Origin of the sequence: Barnesiella sp. CU968, from assembly GCF_905219685.1 — a bacterium.
Taxonomy (GTDB): Bacteria; Bacteroidota; Bacteroidia; order Bacteroidales; family Muribaculaceae; genus Lepagella; species Lepagella muris_A.
The window spans coordinates 1-19,402 of the sequence record NZ_CAJMXD010000014.1; the positions used below are offsets into that span (position 1 = coordinate 1).

Sequence of the window (19,402 nt, forward strand, 5' to 3'; positions counted from 1 at the left end):
TCAGTGAAAGTGTCGGCAAATTCCTCCGTTTTCAATTCGATAACAGATTCTTTGAGTATTTTCTGATATGCCTCATAACCGAGATCGGCGATAAATCCGCTCTGCTCTGCCCCAAGCAGGTTGCCGGCGCCACGGATATCAAGATCCTGCATGGCGATATGTATGCCGGAACCAAGATCACTGAAACTTTCGATTGCCTGAAGCCTACGGCGTGCCACAGGAGTCAGCGGCATTCCCGGCGGCACAAGTAGATAGCAGAAAGCCTTCCGTGAGCTGCGTCCTACACGTCCGCGAAGCTGATGTAGCTCGCTGAGTCCGAAATTATGGGCATTGTTGACTATGATAGTATTGACATTGGGCATATCGATGCCGTTTTCCACTATCGTCGTGGATAGCAAAACATCATAATCCTGATTGGCAAAATCTATGATAGCCTGCTCTACCCTCTCCGGTGGCATCTGCCCATGCGCGGTGACTATTCTGACACGTGGGATAAGCCGCCGGAGCGCGTTCTCTATCTGCGCGAGGTTCTCAATCCTGTTGGATATGAAAAACACCTGTCCGTTACGGCTCAATTCGAATTCAACAGCTTCCTTTATCACCTCGTCGTCGAAGCTGCTTACGTTGGTGACAACGGGCTGACGGTTTGCCGGAGGTGTGTTGAGCGAGCTGAGGTCGCGAGCTCCCATGAGTGAGAACTGCAGTGTACGGGGAATTGGAGTGGCGCTCATGGTCAGGGTGTCTACATTGACCTTAAGTTGTTTGAGTTTCTCTTTGACTGCAACACCGAATTTCTGCTCTTCATCAATTATCAGCAATCCGAGATCTTTGAATGCCACTCCTTTGCCGATAATCTTATGAGTGCCTATCAATATGTCGATCTTACCTTCTGCGAGATCCGCAAGAATCTGTTTCACCTCTTTGGCTTTGCGTGCCCGGGATATAAAATCCACCCTTACAGGCAGATCTTTAAGACGATTTGCGAAAGTGTGGTAATGCTGCATGGCAAGTACCGTGGTCGGCACAAGCACAGCTGTCTGCTTCCCGTCGGCTGCTGCTTTGAAGGCGGCGCGGACAGCTATTTCCGTCTTTCCGAAACCGACATCTCCGCATATCAGTCTGTCCATCGGTTTTGCCGATTCCATGTCTGCTTTTACAGCCTGAGTCGCCTTGAGCTGATCTGGAGTGTCCTCATATATGAAGCTTGCCTCAAGCTCATGCTGCATATAAGAGTCCGGAGCAAATGCATGACCTTTCTCCTCCCTGCGTGCGGCATAGAGTTTTATCAGATCACGCGCAATATCCTTGACCTTGGTTTTTGTGCGTTCTTTGAGCTTGTTCCATGCTCCCGAACCGAGTTTGTTGATTTTAGGCGCGACTCCCTCTTTACCACGGTATTTTGACAGTTTATGAAGAGCATGGATACTGACAAGGATTATGTCATCGTTCTGATATGTCAGCTTTATCATCTCCTGCGGGCTTCCGTTGACATCAGTTCGCACAAGACCCGCAAATTTACCGATTCCATGGTCAATGTGCACTATGTAGTCGCCTATTTCTATCTGGTTGAGTTCCCGAAGTGAAAGAGCGAGTTTGCCGCNTCGGGCGCGGTCGCTCTTGAGGTTATATTTGTGGAAACGGTCGAATATCTGATGGTCGGTAAAAAAGCAGTTCTTGCCGTCATGATCCACAAATCCCTCATGAACAGTGCGGTCAACTGCCGTAAAAGGTATCTCATCCCCTCTGTCTTCAAATATATTTTTCAGCCGTTCCGCCTGATACGGCGAATCAGACAGTATAAAGATACGATAACCGTTACTGATAAAATTACGGAAACTCTCTGAAATCAGCTCGAAATTCTTATGATAAAGAGCCTGCGGACCGCAATTGAACGATACCGATGCGTCTGGAACAAATCCGCTATCGGTTGTACCCACCCCGAACTTCACCACTTTCATCTCTGCGAAACGCCGGATGAAAGCTTCGGAATCGACCACTTTTTCCATAGCCTTGTCATCGCCTTCATCGGCGATAAGAGCGGCTGTTGAAAACGTCTCTTCAGATANAGCCTTGACTCTGTCGAGTATATACCCCGGACTCTGACAAAACAGCAATGTCGAATCGTCAACAAACTCAAGAAGGCTGATACCTTTGTTTCCGGTCTGTGCCGAGAACTGCGGAAGTATATTGATTTTCTCCAGCTTCTCCTCACTCAGCTGCGTCTCCACATTGAAGGAGCGTATCGAATCCACTTCGTCATCGAAAAAGTCTATCCTGTATGGAAGTTCGCAGGAATATGAATAAACATCGACTATCGAGCCACGACGGGCAAACTGACCAGGTTCATAGACATACTCGGTCTCTCTGAACCCCAGTTCACGCAATCTTCCTGTAAGATCGGATAGAATCGTGTGCGAACCGATTTTCAGCGATATGCTGTTATCGGCTATTGTCGCGGCATCCGCCACTTTCTCCGCTAAAGCTTCGGGATATGTTATAACGAAACGCATCTCTCCCTTTTTATCTCCCAATGCATCGAGCACTTCAGTGCGGAGAATCTGTGACGGAGCATCCGACTGACCGTATTTTATATCACGTTTNTATCCGCTCGGAAATATTCCCACGGCATCCGGTCCTGCAATCTGACACAAATCGTTGTAAATGTAGCCTGCTGAATCCAGGTCATCGGCAATTATGATGTGAGGATGCGCGGTCGGTCTGATTCCGGCAAACAGCATGGCGGAAGAACTCCCCTCCAGACCGGAGAGGAGCAATCTTCTTGTTTTTTTGTCATACAAGACCTTTTCCAGCGCGGATATACGCGTCGCTGTGGCAAAAAGTTTATCAGCTTCCTTTAATTCCATCGGATATTGAAGTTGTGCTCATGGATATAGAAGTTTCCAGACAAAACGTCTTATTTCCGTTTTATTCCCAATTCCTTGTTATATAGATTCGAATCTTTAAGGATTTCTTCTGCAAGTTTCAGTGCTTTATCATTTTTAAGCTCAAACGCCATTTTCCCCTTGTCGTAATAATACCTGCCGACAATCTCCGAGCCGAGATATTCGGCAATCTCATCACGATGGGTATCAAGGTCATGGTCAAGATTATGAGTGAGCAATTCAGTAATCCTGTCGAGTTGAGCCTTGGTCTCGTCGTTCATATATCCCTCGGTCTCTGCCGCTGTTCGCAACTGTTTCACCAGTTCTTCACACACCTTGTCATATTTGAATTTTTCGGGATCAATGAATTTCTTGAAATCTCCATAGATTTCATCCGTTATCTCGAAATCTTTCGGCTGACAAATCGTTGGATTTGCAGCAGTGAACTTTGTGGCAAAATCAAACGCCCAGTTGTCGGCGACTATATTATAAACAAGACGGTTGATCTTTCCCCAGTCTACAGTCGTGTCCGGACGCAGTCCGCCTCCGTCGCGCACTTCGCGACCGTTGGCGGTGCGATAGACATTAGTAAGACTGTCGGGCACACGTGCCACAGTTCCGTCAGCGTTGCGGTGAGAGTAATCCACAGCCTGAATCAACCTTCCCGACGGCAGATAATATTTTGCCACAGTCACCTTAAGCAGTCCACCGTAAGGAAGCTGCACAGGTGTCTGCACCAATCCCTTGCCGAAACTTCGGGAACCAATCAGGACAGCGCGGTCAAGATCCTGAAGCGAGCCTGCGACAATCTCGGATGCCGAGGCGCTGCCGCCGTCTATAAGCACTGCAAGCGGAATCTCGGGAAATACAGGTTTGCGCGTTGTCTTGTAAATTTTCTCCTGAAGAGGGTCTCTGCCTATGGTATGGACAACCTCGGTGCCCTTAGGAACAAAGCATCCCACAAGATCCACCGCGCTTTCCACCAATCCTCCCCCGTTGCCGCGAAGGTCGATGACTATTCCTTTCAGCCCATTGTCTTCCTTGAATTTTTCAAGGACACGGCGAACCTCAGCCGGTGTCTTATCGATAAAGCTTGTAAGACGGAGATAGCCGATGCCGTTTATTATGGTGTCATATCCCATGCTCGGTTCCTGCACTTTTGCCCTCATTATCTCGAATGTCTGAATCGAATCAGCGACATAAGGGCGTTTCACTGTGACACGAACCTTGGTTCCCGGAACCCCTTTCAGCAGTCTGGTTACAAAATCGCTCTCTTTCTTTTCCACATCCGTTGTGTCTACACGGATGATATGGTCGCCCGGACGCAGTCCTCCTTTGGCGGCAGGACTCCCTTCCATCGGCTGCGATATGAAAGAGCTACCGTTACGTTGCATTATATAACTGCCTATGCCTCCATATTCACCGGTCGTCATTTTCTGCAATTTCTCCTGATCGTCCGCGCTATAGTATTCTGTATAAGGGTCTGTTGACGCGAGAAATGCTTCTATCGCCGCCTTGAAGCTCTGATCGGTGTTGATTGTGTCGACATAATGCAACTCGACCTGCTTGACGATGGAGTTGAAATTATTCAGATTGCGTGCCAGAGACGCATCATGACTTTTCTGTGCCGACAATGTCAGACCAAGAGCAGCCACCGCCACTGCGGCGGGCAATATTCGGAGAAGTCTTGTTTTTTTCATCATTATTCTTTGGGGATATCGGGATGGGGATAGTCTACGGTGAAATGCAACCCTCTGCTCTCTTTTCGCTCCATCGCCTGACGCATAATCAGATAGGCAACGTTGATGATATTCCGCAACTCGCACAGTTGCCGCGACGGCTTGCTGCATTTGAAAAGGGCTTCGGTCTCCTGATAAAGGATATCAAGCCGGTTCCATGCTCGCTTGAGCCGGAGGTCACTCCTCACAATCCCAACGTAATAACCCATAATCTGGTTCACCTCTTTTTCCGATTGGGTTATCAGCACCATCTCTTCCGGGTGAGCGGTGCCTTCATCATTCCATTCCGGCACATCTTCACGCCAGTCATATTCACCGAGGTGTTCAAGCGCATGGCGAGCAGCGGCATCCGCGTAAACAACCGCTTCTATCAGAGAATTGGAAGCCAGTCGGTTTCCTCCGTGAAGCCCCGTGCAGGAACATTCACCTACGGCATAAAGACGGGCAATGGAACTCTCTCCGTTGAGATTCACCTTGATGCCACCGCAAAGATAATGAGCCGCAGGCGCTACCGGAATCATGTCCTTGGTTATGTCGATGCCGAGAGAAAGACATTTTTCGTAGATATTCGGAAAATGGCGTTTAGTCTCTTCAGGATCCTTGTGTGTCACATCAAGAAACACATGATCAGTGCCATGCAGTTTCATTTCAGAGTCTATGGCACGTGCCACGATATCCCTCGGAGCCAATGAAAGCCTCGGGTCATACTTCTGCATGAATTCCTCGCCATCAAGATTGCGGAGCACCGCGCCGTATCCTCTCATAGCCTCCGTAATCAGGAAACTCGGACGGTCACCGGGATGATAGAGAGCCGTGGGATGAAACTGTATGAACTCCATGTCGCTGACTGTGCCCTTGGCTCTATATACCATAGCGATTCCATCTCCTGTGGCTATCAATGGATTTGTTGTGGTGGTGTATACGGAACCGACACCTCCTGTAGCCATCACGGTGACTTTCGCCAGAAATGTATCGACTTCACCAGTTTGCTCATTAAGAACGTAAGCTCCGTAACATGTTATGTCCGGGGTGCGGCGCGACACTATCTTGCCCAAATGATGCTGGGTGATGATCTCCACGGCAAACCGACCGGTAAACACATCTATATCCGGATTATTTTTCACTGTTTCCACAAGACTCGTCTGGATTTCCGCACCCGTATTGTCGGCATGATGAAGAATCCGGAACTCCGAATGTCCACCCTCCCTGTGAAGATCGAAATCTCCGTTGTCATTCTTATCGAAATCCACACCCCAGCCTATAAGCTCCCTGATCTGGGAGGGGGCGTTCCGGACCACTTTCTCCACAGCCGCGGGATCGCTGAGCCAGTCTCCAGCAACCATTGTGTCGTGGATATGTTTCTCGAAATTGTCTTTTTCGAGATTTGTCACTGAAGCCACACCTCCTTGTGCAAAGAACGTATTAGCCTCATCGGTGGTTGTCTTGCAGATCATTCCCACCTTTGCTCCCGCTTTGGCAGCCTTGAGTGCGAAACTCATTCCGGCAATGCCTGAGCCTATCACTAAGCAATCATATTTATATACCATCTCTTAAAGGATTAACTTGCAACTTGCAAATTTAACAATTCTTTTTCAAAATCATCCATTATATTTGCCAAATCACCGCCAATACGCAAAAATACGCACACTTCCGGCAGGAATGGCGGTAAAAACATGACCAACAATATCCCGTTTTGGAAAAATTTTGCTAACTTTGCATAGCTGCAGCTATCTGTTTGAATTTTGAGCATTTAAGAATGCTGTTTAAAAATGACAACATTATGAAACTGTCATCTGTATACGATAACTTATTCTCGGGCACACCCATGTCAATCCCGGACCGGGAAATGGACGAGGTACGCGACTCCTACGAATTTCTAAAGGGCTTTGTCGCAGACAAGGTTATTTACGGAATAAACACCGGATTCGGACCAATGGCACAGTGGCGTGTGGATGACAAGCACCTCCTTGACTTGCAATACAATATCATCCGCAGCCATGCCACAGGCACCGGTAATCCCTTGACCGAGACAGAGGTCAAGGCGGCAATGATTGCACGCATCGGCACATTCCTTCAGGCTCGTTCGGGAATCAACCCGTCTGTAATACTGTTGCTGCAGGAATTCGTCAACCGCGGCATATACCCTTTCGTTCCTGAACACGGGAGTGTCGGCGCAAGCGGAGACCTTGTGCAGCTCGCGCATATCGCCTTATGCCTCATCGGTGAAGGGAAGGTACGCTTCAAGGGGGAATGGAGACAAACGGCGGAAGTCCTGAATGAGGAAGGTCTCAGACCCATGGATATATGCATCCGTGAAGGGCTGTCGGTGACAAACGGCACTTCCGTCATGACCGGGATTTCCATCGTAAACCAGTATTACGCGGAAAATCTCCTGAAATATGCTGTCGTGGCTGGAGCCTGGATAAACGAGATTGCCTCTTCTTACGATGACTTTATGTCGGTGGAAGAAAACATCTGCCGCCGCCAGCCGGGGCAACAGACAATTGCCCGCTGGCTCCGGGAGACAAGCGATAGCAGCGGACTTCTCAAAAAACGCGAGCATGAACTTTATGACCCCGCAAAAAACAAGGATTCTTATTTTGAACATAAAGTTCAGGCATATTACTCATTGCGTTGTATTCCCCAGATATACGGACCCGTTCTCGACACGCTCGCAAATGCCGCAGAGGTTCTGGAGAATGAAATAAACTCAGCGTGCGACAACCCGATTGTGGACCATACCGCCGGAAACATTTTTCATGGCGGGAATTTTCACGGTGATTATATTTCCCTGGAGGAAGACAAGGTGAAAATCGCTATGGTGCGTGTCGCCATGACTGCCGAGCGTCAGCTGAACTATCTCTTCCACGACCGCATCAACGGCATTCTGCCACCGTTCCTTAATCTTGGAGTGCTCGGACTTAACTATGGAATGCAGGCGTGCCAGTTCACGGCGACATCCACCACTGCGGAGTGCCAGACGCTCGCCATGCCGAACTATGTTCACAGCATACCCAACAACAACGACAACCAGGACATCGTGAGCATGGGCACAAATTCGGCACTCCTGTGCCGGAAAGTTATCGACAACGCCTATCAGGTCATGTCCATCCTATATATCGCTCTCGCTCAGGCTACGGATTGTCTGCAGATAGCCGACAAACTATCGCCAAAGACCCGCAGGCAATATGATGCGATACGCAAAATCTGCCCCAAATTCATTGAAGACACTCCGTTCTATGAAGAAGTGGCGGAAACTGAGAATTATTTAAGAACGAATATCATCCAATACTTGAAATCATGAATTTTGCACTGGTTACAGGTGGTTCACGCGGACTTGGCGCTGCGATATGCAGGCATCTCGCAGCGCAAGGACTTGGAATAATCATAAATTATCATTCCAACGAAACTGCGGCTCAGGAAGTTGCAGAGACGATACGCAAGATCGGCGGCGTCGCCGACCTTCTCCCCTTCGATGTCAGCAACGAGCAAGCCGTAGACTCAGCATTGGAAAAATGGGAAGAGACACACCCCTCCGACCGCATAACCGTGCTTGTCAACAACGCAGGCATCCGCGAAGACAGTCTGCTCATATTCATGCAGACAGACCAATGGCGCAAGGTGATTGACACCACCCTCGACGGCTTCTTTTTCGTAAGCAGACGCATCCTCAAGGGGATGCTCACCAAAAGGTCAGGCAGAATCATTAACATCGCGTCTCTTTCCGGTCTGAAAGGATTGCCGGGACAGGCGAACTATTCGGCGGCAAAGGCGGCACTTATCGGTGCCACAAAAGCTCTTGCCCAGGAAGTCGCCCCCCGCAAAGTCACGGTAAACGCGGTGGCTCCCGGCTTCATCAGGTCTGACATGACGAAAGATCTCGATGAGGAGTCATTAAAAAAGACAGTACCTCTCGGAAGATTCGGAGAGGCTGACGAAGTGGCGGCACTCGTGGCGTTTCTTGCTTCTGACAGTGCGGCATACATCACTGGCGAGACAATATCTGTCAACGGAGGATTATACTGATTCCCCGAATAGATTCAGAAAAAACAATGAGCAGAAGAGTTGTGATAACAGGTATGGGAATATGGTCCTGTATCGGCAAAAATAAAGAAGAAGTACGTGATTCATTGTATAACGGCAGATCCGGAATAGGCATTGAGCCGGAACGCCTGCAATACGGCTATCGTTCGGGACTCACCGGAATCTTGGAGCATCCGGTGCTTAAGGGTGTTCTCGACAGACGCACGCGCGTCGGGCTCTCCGAAGAAGCGGAATATGCATATATGGCAGCCAAAGAGGCTTTCGAAGAAGCCGGAGTCGACAGAGACTATCTACGTGAACACGAGGTAGGAATCATATTCGGCAACGACTCATCGGCTAAACCGGTGATCGAGGCTGCCGAAATAATGAGAGAGAAACATGATTCGGCACTTATAGGTTCGGGATATATATTCCAGTCGATGAACTCTACGGTCAACATGAATCTGAGCACGATCTTCAGCCTCAAAGGCATCAACTTCACTGTAAGTGCCGCATGCGCAAGCGGTTCGCACTCCATCGGCCTTGCATTCATGATGATAAAACAAGGATTGCAGGACATGATTCTTGCAGGGGGTGCACAGGAAACAAACTTCTACTCCATGGCAACATTCGATGCCCTTGGAGCTTTTTCGGTGCGTATGGACGAACCGGCAAAAGCCTCTCGACCTTTTGATGTATCGCGCGACGGACTGATACCAAGCGGCGGAGCAGCCGCCTTGATACTTGAAGATTACGACCATGCCGTGGCAAGAGGCGCAAATATCCTTGCGGAGATCTCCGGCTATGGATTCTCTTCGAACGGAGGCGGAATATCCCAGCCAAGCGATGACGGTTCTCTAAAGGCGATGACTCGCGCACTGCGGCAGGCAGGAGTAACGCCCGAAGAAATAGACTATGTCAACGCGCACGCAACATCCACGCCGCAGGGCGATGAGTTCGAGGCTATTGCGCTTGACCGTCTTTTCAATGGGAAAAAGGCATGGATCAGTTCCACAAAGTCCATGACCGGACATGAATGCTGGATGGCGGGGGCAAGCGAGATCGTGTATAGCGTCATCATGATGAGAGACGGATTCATAGCACCCAACATCAATCTGGAACAACCCTGCGAAGCCGCGAAAAATCTGAATATTGCCCGTGAGACCATAGTGACTCCCGTCAATCTTGTCCTTTCCAATTCTTTCGGATTCGGAGGCACAAACAGCGCGCTTGTAATACGCAAGGCAACATGACCGGTAAACCGTATCAGAACAATAGACGCAAACCCATTAAAACTGACCGTTATGAGACTGCCATTCCGAAAAATATTGATGATGGCACGTATGACGCTTGCCGGCATACAGTGTGCCAACGCCGAGAATCTTCAGGGAGTGGTATATCTCAAAAACGGAGGTGTTATTCGTGGAGATATATTGGAATGCCCACGGCATTGTCTTCAGTGTCTCGCTCGGTTTCTAAAATTATTCTTCTTTGAGAGAGTGAACTCGTCTTGACTTATTTACGAAAGTTAAAATAATGATATTGTTGAAGTCAAGACGAGTTCAGTGTTTAAACAATTACAATGGTTATCATAAGGCGATGAATTTATTCCCGGAATTAAAGAAAAAATACACCAAGGAAACGATGAACGCCCGCGAGGCGCAGCGCCTCGCCGAATTTATCGCTTTCGGTCCTGTCATTTTCCAGACGGCAAGAATAATGCTGTCTAATGGCATTATGGATATGCTGCGCGACAGCGACAATGGCATGACAATCGAGGAAATAGCTGAAAAGGCTGAACTTTCCGTATATGCCGCAAAATGTCTTCTGGAAGCATCCCTGTGTATCGGACTTGTTCTGGTTGATGACCAGACCGACAGATTCCGCATTTCGAAAACGGGCTGGTTTCTGCTCAATGATCCGGCAACAAGAGTAAATATCAATTTCAACCATGATGTGAATTATCTCGGATGGTTCAGTCTTGAGGAAGCTCTTAAGGAAGGGAAACCCGCTGGGCTCAAAACTCTCGGAGACTGGTCCACAGTATACGAAGGTTTGTCCTCGCTTCCTCCGCACATCAGAAAAAGCTGGTTCGATTTTGACCATTTCTACTCCGACAATTCTTTCGATCAGGCTCTTGAAATCGTGTTTTCAGACAAACCGCGCACGCTTCTTGATGTCGGAGGCAATACCGGCAGATGGGCACTGCGTTGCGTAGCACATGATCCTGAGGTAAGAGTCACAATACTCGATCTACCCCAACAGATAGGTCTTATGAAAGAAAACATAGCCGGAAAGACGGGGGCGGAACGCATCGACGGTCTTGGTGCCGATCTCCTTGATGAATCAGCGGAGATGCCTGCCGACAGAAAGTTTGACGCCGTATGGATGAGCCAGTTTCTCGACTGTTTCAGCGAAGAGCAGATTGTCAGCATTCTGAGGCGTGCAGCCAAAGTGATGGATTCCGGCTCACGGCTCTACATAATGGAGACCCTTTGGAATCGCCAGAGATTCGAGCCTGCCGCACTTTGTCTCACACTGACAAGTCTATATTTCACGGCGATAGCAAACGGCAACAGCAAGATGTATCATTCGGAAGATCTGATACGCCTTGTCAATGAGGCGGATATGGAAATAGAATCCATACACGACGGACTCGGACAAGGGCACAGCATTCTAATATGTAAAACAAGATGATAAAATCTGCGTTAAGTATAAACACACTTTAAGTATAAACACATAATACAATAAAATGAATCGCACGGAAATTGAAAATAAAGTACGCGACTTTCTGATAGAAGATCTGGAGGTGGATGAGGAAAAAATCTATCCCGATGCCCGCCTTAAAGAAGACGTGGGCATTGACAGTCTCGACTTCGTAGACATTGTGGTGATCGTAGAAAAGAATTTCGGTTTCAAGATCAAACCTGAAGAGATGGCAGGAGTTGCTACTCTCAATGATTTCTACAGCTATATAGAAAGCAAAGTTGGCTGAACTGAGACATGACAAATGGGCCGGGACTACCTACGGCAACGGGTGGATGCACCGCTGGCTTATCAGATTCCTGAAAGCTGCAGATGTGCGTCTGCTCTATGCTTTTGTATTCATGTTCGTAATCCCGCCTACTATGATTGTCAACTCCAAGGCACGCAACGCCATATATGGTTTCTACCGCAAGGGGATGAATTTCGGCAAAGCGAGAGCAGTATGGATGACATATAAAAACCACTGCGCGTTCTCACAGGTCGTAATCGACAGGTTTGCCATGTATGCCGGAAAAAAATTCCGCATCAAAGTGGAAGGGTATGATCTTTTCAAAGGGCTATGCGAAGATCCTGAAGGTTTTATCCAGCTCAGCTCGCACATAGGAAACTATGAGATAGCCGGATATTCTCTGCCTACCGAGGAGAAACGCTTCAATGCACTGGTGTTCGGAGGAGAGAAGGAAAGCGTGATGACCAACCGCAACAGGCTTTTCAAGGGAAACAACATCCGCATGATATCCATGCAGCCGGACATGTCACATCTCTTTGAAATCAACAAGGTTTTGGCTGACGGTGAGATACTCAGCATGCCTGCAGACAGGATTTTCGGCTCACAAAAGAATTTCCGCATACCGTTTTTGGGCTCAGACGCGAATTTCCCTCAGGGACCGTTTCTTCTGGCAGCCGTCAGAGATGTTCCGATGCTCTTCGTTTCAGTAATGAAAACCGGTGCAAAAGAGTACACGGCGAAAGTGAAAAGGATAGGTAAAAATGCTGATAAATCCGGCAAGCAACGTGCGGAAGAGTTAGCCCGGGAATATGTGGCGATGCTTGAAGAGAGTGTCAACGAACACCCCGCGCAATGGTATAACTATTTTGATTTCTGGAGAGACTGATGCAAATTGAAGAGATCGACATACACGAACTGCTTCCCCAGCAAGAACCATTTGTAATGGTTGGCAGACTCATCGGATTCGATGACAAAGAGACGGTCACGGCAACCACGGTCACAGAGGAAAACATATTCGTAGATAATGGAGTATTTACTGAATCCGGTGTAATAGAGAACATTGCACAGACGTGCGCCGCGCGTATAGGCTACATCAACAAATACATTCTTAAGCAAGGCATTCAGCTCGGTTTTATAGGTGCTGTAAGAAACCTGTCAATAACCCGTCTTCCCGTAACGGGTGAAGAAATACACACTTCCATATGCGTGCTTGAAGAGATATTCGGCATGACTCTGATAAGTGCGGAAGTAAAAACCGGAGACGAGACTGTCGCGACAGCCGAGATGAAAATCGCACTTAGCGACACCATAGCCGACAAAACATTATGACGTCATGAACAGACTTACCGAGTCACATAAATTCGACATCAGATTCAGCGAGGTTGATTCTATGAACATCGTATGGCACGGATCATACACCCTCTATTTCGAGGATGCCAGAGAAGCGTTCGGCAAAAAATACGGACTTGGATATATGACAATATTTTCCAACGGGTATTTTGCCCCACTTGTAGAGCTTTCCTTCAAATATAAGAAACCTCTTGCGTATGGCATGAAACCTTCTGTTGTCATAACATATGTGCCGACGGAAGCCGCAAAGATTGTTTTCGACTACCAGATTATAGATGACAACGACAGTTCAGTCATTGCCACCGGGCATTCAGTGCAGGTGTTTATGGACAAGGATTATCAACTCGTGTGGGAGAATCCCGAATTCTACCGCGAATGGAAAGAGAAATGGGAGGTTCTATGATTGCATGCATCGCCGATAACATAATCTCTCCGATGGGACTGACAACGGAAGAAAATTTTTCGTCAGTATCAAAAGGTATGAATATGCTCCGGAATCATGAAGACACATTCGGTCTTCCGGAAGCATTCTGCGCCTCTATGCTTGACCGGGAGCTTATTTCCGGTTTGTTCGCCGACCATGCGCTATCAGACAATGAGTATACTTTTTTTGAGAAACTGTGCATCCTTTCCGCCACAGACGCCATATCGTCATGTGCGCTCCAGGCGGAATGCGAAGATGTCATATTCGTTATCTCGACAACAAAGGGAAACGTTGACATGCTTGAGACAGAACCCGACTGTCCCGGTTGCCGTCTCGCGTTTTCAGCGGAAAAGATAGCCCGATATTTCGGCAACTCCAACACCCCTGTCGTTACATCCAATGCATGCGTCTCGGGAGTCTGCGCGCAGATTGCCGCGATACGCCTGCTTCTTGGCGAGAAATACCGTTATGCCGTAGTTATAGGCTGCGATGTGCTCTCAAGATTCATAATTTCAGGATTCCAGTCTTTCAAGGCACTCAGTCCCGAGCCTTGCAGACCGTTTGACAAAGAGCGCAAAGGTCTGAATCTTGGCGAGGCTGCAGGAACAATGATTCTGGAAAATATCGGGGGAACAAATGTTTATGGCAATGGAAGTTTGTGGGAATTTGCCGCCTGTTCCAATCATAACGACGCAAACCACATATCCGGACCCTCCCGCACCGGCGAAGGAGCATTCCGCGTACTTAAGGACATTCTGGAAAAGATAGACCGTGACGACATCGCTTTTGTCAATCTTCACGGCACAGCCACGCCATATAACGATGAGATGGAATCAATAGCGCTTCATCGTTCCGGACTCGAAGACTTGCCGGCAAACGGATTCAAAGGATACTTCGGGCATACGTTGGGTGCGGCAGGAATAATCGAGACCATACTTTCTATGAAAGCCGTTGAGACAGGTGTCATACCCGCCACTAAGGGATATGGCACAAAAGGAACAACTTACGGCATATCCGCATCCTCCGCGACAAGAGAAACGTACAGGAACACTTTCATAAAAATACTGTCTGGCTTCGGAGGTTCCAATGCTGGAATAGCTTACAGGAGACGTAATGTCCCGCCATGCGCGACATTCAGGAAAGGGGGTGAGGCATGAATACCGTTTCTCAAGTAAGAATAACCCGGGAGGAAACGATTCTTGACGGCAAATGCATCTTCACCGGTTCGATAACCGAATTATACCGTGAATTTGCCGGAGACTATCCTAAATTCTTCAAGATGGACTCTCTGTGCAGATTAGGCTTCATGGCAGCGGAACTCCTTCTTAAAAACATTCCTGCGCCGATAAGGGAAAACGCCGCAATAGCGCTTTTCAACCGCAACGGCTCTCTCATTACCGACAGAAACTACCAGAAGACTGTCTCTGATGACAACTATTTCCCCAGTCCCGCGCTGTTCGTATACACACTGGCGAACATTGTCACGGGTGAGATAGCGATACGTAACAAGATATACGGGGAATCCTCGTTTTACATTCTCGATGAATATGACGCAGCACTAATCGAAGATATAGCCGCTTCAGTTTTCATCACATCATCGCCCTCTCTTCTTCTCACCGGATGGGTCGACTATAATGACGAGACTGATTATCTCGCCGACATGAAACTGGTGACAGACAACAAAACCAAGATACGATAACACAGAAAAAACAGACATATAACAATATTATGAACGAACTTATAGATAAATTGAAGACACAGATCATCGAGGCACTCAACCTCGAAGACATGACCATCAGTGATATTGATACGGAGGCACCCCTTTTCGGCTCCGGTCTCGGTCTGGACTCAATAGACGCACTCGAGCTGATTGTTCTTCTCGAACGGGAATACGGCATAAAACTGACCAATCCCGCCGAAGGTAAAGAAATCTTCAGGTCTGTGGCTACAATAGCCGATTACGTCAGCAAAAACCGCACGAAATGAAGATATTCGTCACCGGCACAGGTATCATATCGGCATTGGGCACAGGCACCGGAGCTACACTGCAATCCCTACTGTCTGGAGAAAGCGGCATAGATGTCATACGCCACCTTTCCACCGGACACAAGGAGTTCCCTGCTGGAGAAGTGGCTTTGCCGAATGAAGATATTGCCCGAATGCTGGGTGTCGGATATCCGGAAAACGGTCTGCGCACGGTATTGCTGGGAATAACCGCCGCAAGGGAGGCTGTATCTTCGGCATCACTTGCAGACACCGACCTTGCCGACGCGGCATTTGTCAGCGGCACAACAGTCGGAGGCATGGACAAGACCGAGAAATATTTCAAATCCGCGTTCGATGCCGAATCCAAGACCGAAGACAGTCTGGAACTGAAATACAACGACTGCGGATATTCCTCAGGGATGATTGCAGACAATACCGGACCCTTCGGCATGGTGACAACCACTTCCACGGCGTGCTCGTCTGCGGCAAACGCGATCATTTTCGGTGCGAACCTGATAAAATCGGGGGTGACGGATATTGTTGTGGCAGGAGGGGCTGAAGCTCTTACAAAATTCCACCTTAACGGTTTCAACACACTGATGATTCTCGACAAGGATACGTGCCGTCCGTTCGACCGCAACCGTGCCGGAATAAATCTTGGAGAAGGAGCCGCATACATTGTGCTTGAAAGCGAGGAATCCGTAAAAAGGAGAAACGTGCGCCCTGTCGCGGAACTGAGCGGCTATGCCAATACATGCGATGCCTTTCACCAGACAGCGACATCGGAAAACGGAGAAGGCGCATATCTCGCCATGCGGAAGGCGATGGATATGGCAAGACTAAGTCCCTGCGACATCGACTATGTAAACGCACACGGCACCGGGACGCCCAATAACGATGCGTCAGAACTGGCGGCAATGGAGAGAATATGGGGCACACAGATACCCGCCTTCTCTTCGACAAAGGCGTTCACAGGGCATACCACCAGCGCATCCGGATCAATAGAGACAGTAATATGCCTGCTCGCCTTGCAACACGGCTTCTTGCCGCCCAACCTCGGATGGAGGACTCCCATAAACGAAGGGGGCATTCCCATTACAGGCACTGATAACCAAAGGGACATAAAAAACATCATAAACAACTCATTCGGATTCGGAGGAAACGATTCTTCTCTGATCTTCTCAAAGTGTCAATTACAGTAACATGAATAAAGAGACGCGCTGTTTTGTATTGTCCATGACACAAGTGTCATGTCAGAAACCGCTTTGCGACGAGTGGATTGATAATCCGTGTCGATATACGGATTATTTTGTCCGCGCCCAAGAGCCTGATACCAGGAATCTGATCCCGCCATCGGAGGCAAGACGAATGAGCAGGATTCTCAAACGCGCATTAGTGACATCCATTACAGCACTGAACGAGTCCGGCATTTCTCACCCGGAAGCGATTATAACGGGTACAGGGACCGGGTGTATGGAAAATTCCGAGAAGTTTCTTATTGATTTGTGCCGGTATGGAGAGAATTGCCTGAAACCGACCTTGTTCATGCAGTCAACCCACAACACTATAAGCTCTCTTATAGCAATAATTCTGAAATGTCATGGCTACAACAACACCTACTCCCACATGGGGATTTCGTTTGAAAGCGCGTTGCTTGACGCATGGCTACAGATAAAGAGCGGCATGATACGCAACGCTCTGATTGGTGCACACGATGAAGTCACACCGTTCATGGCACTTGTAATGGAGCGGACTCATCCGGAATTTGCATTCATTTCAGAAACTTCCATGTCCGCCATGCTGTCATCAGGAAGCGATTCTACCTCCGCTTGCGAGATAAAAGATATAAAACTCTTCCACAAGCCCGATATGGAGAAACTTGCGGCTCTGCTCAATGAAGATACAGATCCGATGCTAATGCTCGGCATAAACGGCAATCCTCTTAACGATGCTCCTTATCTGGAGCTTCTTGAAAATCTTGACTACTCCCCTTCTACGGAGCAATATAAAAAAACTTTCGGAGACAACTTTTCGTCATCGGCAATGGCATTCTACAAAGGTGTGAGAATACTTGAGAGCTGTGGTGATGACAAAACAGGACGGATAACTCTCATTAACCATTCCGAAGGCTCGGACTGGTCTATCATCCGGCTTCAGCGGCTACCGGGAGAAATTGTAAAGAAATAGAATCAACTGTCATGTGGCAACTCATCGGATTATCAGTCATTCAAAGTGCAATGCTGTCGCTGGGGCAGCTGACACTCAAACTTGCTCTGGCAAGAATGCCGGCATTCGCCTGGACAACGTCGTTCTGGGGAGAACTGCTTACAAACTGGTGGTTTCTTGCAAGCGGCATTCTTTTCGGCGGAGCTTCGCTGCTATGGATGTATATACTGAAACATTATCCGTTGAGCATGGCTTACCCTCTGGCAAGCATCAGCTATGTGATAGCTCTGGTTTTTGCCGCGGTTTTCCTTCATGAAACAGTAGCCTGGAACCGATGGCTCGGTGTAGCTCTGATAATGACAGGATGTTTTTTTGCAGCCGGCTGACAACCCGGCATAACTCTATCCCCTAAAATATTGAACAAGAAATGAAAAGATTAATAATGATATTACTGACAACGACGATATGTCTCGTGGCTGTCAATGCGGCTCCTCTTTCCGAACGGCAACAGAAAGAGATAGCGGCAAAAATAAACAAGACTGCTTCAGGACTGAAGTCAATGAGCTGCACATTCTCCCAGACCAAACATCTGTCGCTTCTGAGCGACAAGCTGCTATCGGAGGGAAAGATGTGCTACAGACAACCCGACAGACTGCGGTGGGAATACAAAACACCCTACAGATACCTCTTCATTTTCAAAGGAACAAAGGTATATGTAGGCAATGACCAACGAAAAGATGTGATAGATACGGGAAGCAACAGGATTTTCAAAGAGGTGGCAAGAATAATGATGAATACCGTTACAGGCAAGGCATTGTCAGACATTTCTGAATTCACGGTCTCCGTCTCTGACGGCAATGCGGTCTGGATCGTCACACTCATTCCCAAAAAGAAAGAATTGAAAAAGATGTTTGCAAAGATCACACTTTCATTCTCGAAAAGCGACCTCATGATTTCCGAAATCAACATTTTCGAAAAAAACAATGACCGCACTGAAATCAGACTCAAAAACATAAAAAAGAATATAACACTGAATGAGAGCCTTTTTACTATTCCTGCTAAGTAGCATATCCGTTTTATTGCCGAGTATCGCATATTCCGGCATCCAGTGTGACGCAGACCGGTTTTCTTTCAGCATTTCTATGCCAAAAGGATATCTTTCAGGTGTGTTGATAACAAATGAATCGGATGACTCAATCAACGGAAGCATGATAAACGAATTCGGCATATCCGCTGTTGACTTCACATATTCCAGACGGAACGGAAAATTCAGACTTGTCAGCGTCATCAGTTTTCTTGACAAATGGCATATCCGAAGAATGCTCGGGAATGACCTCAGATTCTGCCTTCGGATATTGAAAGGTCTCCCCGCCGACAGGAAAGGCAAATATCAGGTAAGTACAAATGACAACAGCATCACTGTTGTCAACTTACGCAGGAAAATCAGCTATTCATTCACCCCTTTAGAAACAACTTCAGGAAATGACACTGAATGACAATTTATATAAAATAATCTCGTCAGACGCAAACAAAAGATCATTCAGGCTGGAACTGATTCCGGACTGCACGATCTACAAAGCGCATTTCCCGGGCAAACCGATTACTCCGGGAGTATGCATCATACAGATGGCATCCGAACTCCTGTCATTGCTGATGAAGAGGGAAATGGCACTGACAACCGTATCGAACGCAAAATTCTTATCCATAATAAATCCGCTTGAGACAAAAAACATAACCTTTACTTTCAGAAAAATATCCGATGGACCCGACAACTCCATAAATGTTTCGGCAACAATAACGGAAAAAGACATGGTTCTCTCAAGACTTTCCCTAATAT

The 19,402-nt window shown here is 47.9% G+C and carries 22 protein-coding genes; 18 read left to right on the forward strand and 4 right to left on the reverse strand.

Annotated features, from left to right (window positions below; translation table 11 throughout):
* The 4 genes from mfd to JX312_RS01270 all read right to left on the reverse strand — a co-directional run.
* Positions 1 to 2,864, reverse strand: a 2,864-nt coding sequence (mfd, locus tag JX312_RS01255) for a transcription-repair coupling factor (RefSeq protein WP_204456672.1), incomplete at its 3' end; no start/stop codon positions are given.
* A gap of 50 nt (positions 2,865 to 2,914) precedes the next feature.
* Positions 2,915 to 4,585: a S41 family peptidase gene (locus tag JX312_RS01260; RefSeq protein WP_128707258.1), complete on the reverse strand. Its 1,671-nt coding sequence runs from the start codon at positions 4,583 to 4,585 to the stop codon at positions 2,915 to 2,917.
* Positions 4,585 to 6,168 (reverse strand): L-aspartate oxidase, encoded by a 1,584-nt coding sequence (gene nadB / locus JX312_RS01265; protein ID WP_123402979.1) that lies wholly within the window; start codon positions 6,166 to 6,168, stop codon positions 4,585 to 4,587. Before nadB ends, JX312_RS01260 begins: the two co-directional genes overlap by 1 nt.
* Before the next feature lie 11 nt (positions 6,169 to 6,179).
* On the reverse strand, positions 6,180 to 6,371 hold the full coding sequence (locus JX312_RS01270; protein WP_204456674.1) for a hypothetical protein: 192 nt from the start codon (positions 6,369 to 6,371) through the stop codon (positions 6,180 to 6,182).
* 30 nt (positions 6,372 to 6,401) lie between these two features.
* On the opposite strand from JX312_RS01270, the gene hutH reads away from it, so the two are divergent.
* The 18 genes from hutH to JX312_RS01355 form a co-directional block, all read left to right on the forward strand.
* Entirely contained in the window at positions 6,402 to 7,925 is a 1,524-nt protein-coding gene (gene hutH, locus JX312_RS01275; protein ID WP_255563896.1) for a histidine ammonia-lyase, read from the forward strand.
* Positions 7,922 to 8,647: a 3-oxoacyl-ACP reductase FabG gene (gene fabG / locus JX312_RS01280; protein ID WP_204456677.1), complete on the forward strand. Its 726-nt coding sequence runs from the start codon at positions 7,922 to 7,924 to the stop codon at positions 8,645 to 8,647. Before hutH ends, fabG begins: the two co-directional genes overlap by 4 nt.
* Positions 8,648 to 8,673: 26 nt before the next feature.
* A complete protein-coding gene (locus JX312_RS01285; RefSeq protein ID WP_204456679.1) occupies positions 8,674 to 9,897 on the forward strand; it encodes a beta-ketoacyl synthase in 1,224 nt (407 codons plus the stop codon).
* Positions 9,898 to 9,948: 51 nt separating this feature from the next.
* Positions 9,949 to 10,158 carry a hypothetical protein gene (locus JX312_RS01290; RefSeq protein WP_204456681.1) on the forward strand — a complete coding sequence of 70 codons (210 nt, stop codon included), beginning with the start codon at positions 9,949 to 9,951 and terminating at the stop codon, positions 10,156 to 10,158.
* Positions 10,159 to 10,243: 85 nt separating this feature from the next.
* Positions 10,244 to 11,341, forward strand: a complete 1,098-nt coding sequence (locus tag JX312_RS01295) for a class I SAM-dependent methyltransferase (RefSeq protein ID WP_123402989.1) — start codon at positions 10,244 to 10,246, stop codon at positions 11,339 to 11,341.
* 55 nt (positions 11,342 to 11,396) lie between these two features.
* Positions 11,397 to 11,639, forward strand: coding sequence for an acyl carrier protein (locus JX312_RS01300; protein WP_123402991.1), 243 nt, complete (start codon positions 11,397 to 11,399; stop codon positions 11,637 to 11,639).
* A complete protein-coding gene (locus tag JX312_RS01305) occupies positions 11,632 to 12,525 on the forward strand; it encodes a lysophospholipid acyltransferase family protein (RefSeq protein ID WP_239653760.1) in 894 nt (297 codons plus the stop codon). Before JX312_RS01300 ends, JX312_RS01305 begins: the two co-directional genes overlap by 8 nt.
* Entirely contained in the window at positions 12,525 to 12,968 is a 444-nt protein-coding gene (locus tag JX312_RS01310; RefSeq protein WP_123402993.1) for a pseudouridylate synthase, read from the forward strand. The genes JX312_RS01305 and JX312_RS01310 overlap by 1 nt, the downstream gene beginning before the upstream one ends.
* A gap of 4 nt (positions 12,969 to 12,972) precedes the next feature.
* Positions 12,973 to 13,392, forward strand: coding sequence for a thioesterase family protein (locus JX312_RS01315; RefSeq protein WP_124029458.1), 420 nt, complete (start codon positions 12,973 to 12,975; stop codon positions 13,390 to 13,392).
* On the forward strand, positions 13,365 to 14,570 hold the full coding sequence (locus JX312_RS01320; protein WP_239653761.1) for a beta-ketoacyl synthase N-terminal-like domain-containing protein: 1,206 nt from the start codon (positions 13,365 to 13,367) through the stop codon (positions 14,568 to 14,570). The genes JX312_RS01315 and JX312_RS01320 overlap by 28 nt, the downstream gene beginning before the upstream one ends.
* A complete protein-coding gene (locus JX312_RS14025) occupies positions 14,567 to 15,112 on the forward strand; it encodes a hypothetical protein (RefSeq protein ID WP_164916479.1) in 546 nt (181 codons plus the stop codon). Before JX312_RS01320 ends, JX312_RS14025 begins: the two co-directional genes overlap by 4 nt.
* Positions 15,113 to 15,141: 29 nt before the next feature.
* The gene (locus JX312_RS01325) at positions 15,142 to 15,399 is read left to right on the forward strand and encodes a phosphopantetheine-binding protein (protein WP_239653762.1); all 258 of its coding nucleotides are present in this window, start codon (positions 15,142 to 15,144) and stop codon (positions 15,397 to 15,399) included.
* Positions 15,396 to 16,601, forward strand: coding sequence for a beta-ketoacyl-[acyl-carrier-protein] synthase family protein (locus tag JX312_RS01330; protein WP_204456683.1), 1,206 nt, complete (start codon positions 15,396 to 15,398; stop codon positions 16,599 to 16,601). Before JX312_RS01325 ends, JX312_RS01330 begins: the two co-directional genes overlap by 4 nt.
* A 1-nt stretch (position 16,602) precedes the next feature.
* Positions 16,603 to 17,586 carry a beta-ketoacyl synthase chain length factor gene (locus tag JX312_RS01335; protein WP_123403001.1) on the forward strand — a complete coding sequence of 328 codons (984 nt, stop codon included), beginning with the start codon at positions 16,603 to 16,605 and terminating at the stop codon, positions 17,584 to 17,586.
* A gap of 11 nt (positions 17,587 to 17,597) precedes the next feature.
* Positions 17,598 to 17,951, forward strand: coding sequence for an EamA family transporter (locus JX312_RS01340; RefSeq protein ID WP_123403003.1), 354 nt, complete (start codon positions 17,598 to 17,600; stop codon positions 17,949 to 17,951).
* A 41-nt stretch (positions 17,952 to 17,992) separates the two neighbouring features.
* Positions 17,993 to 18,631, forward strand: coding sequence for an outer membrane lipoprotein carrier protein LolA (locus JX312_RS01345; protein ID WP_204456684.1), 639 nt, complete (start codon positions 17,993 to 17,995; stop codon positions 18,629 to 18,631).
* A gap of 76 nt (positions 18,632 to 18,707) precedes the next feature.
* A complete protein-coding gene (locus JX312_RS01350) occupies positions 18,708 to 19,061 on the forward strand; it encodes a hypothetical protein (RefSeq protein ID WP_124096493.1) in 354 nt (117 codons plus the stop codon).
* Positions 19,048 to 19,402, forward strand: a 355-nt coding sequence (locus tag JX312_RS01355; RefSeq protein WP_204456686.1) for a hydroxymyristoyl-ACP dehydratase, incomplete at its 3' end; no start/stop codon positions are given. The genes JX312_RS01350 and JX312_RS01355, both read left to right, overlap by 14 nt.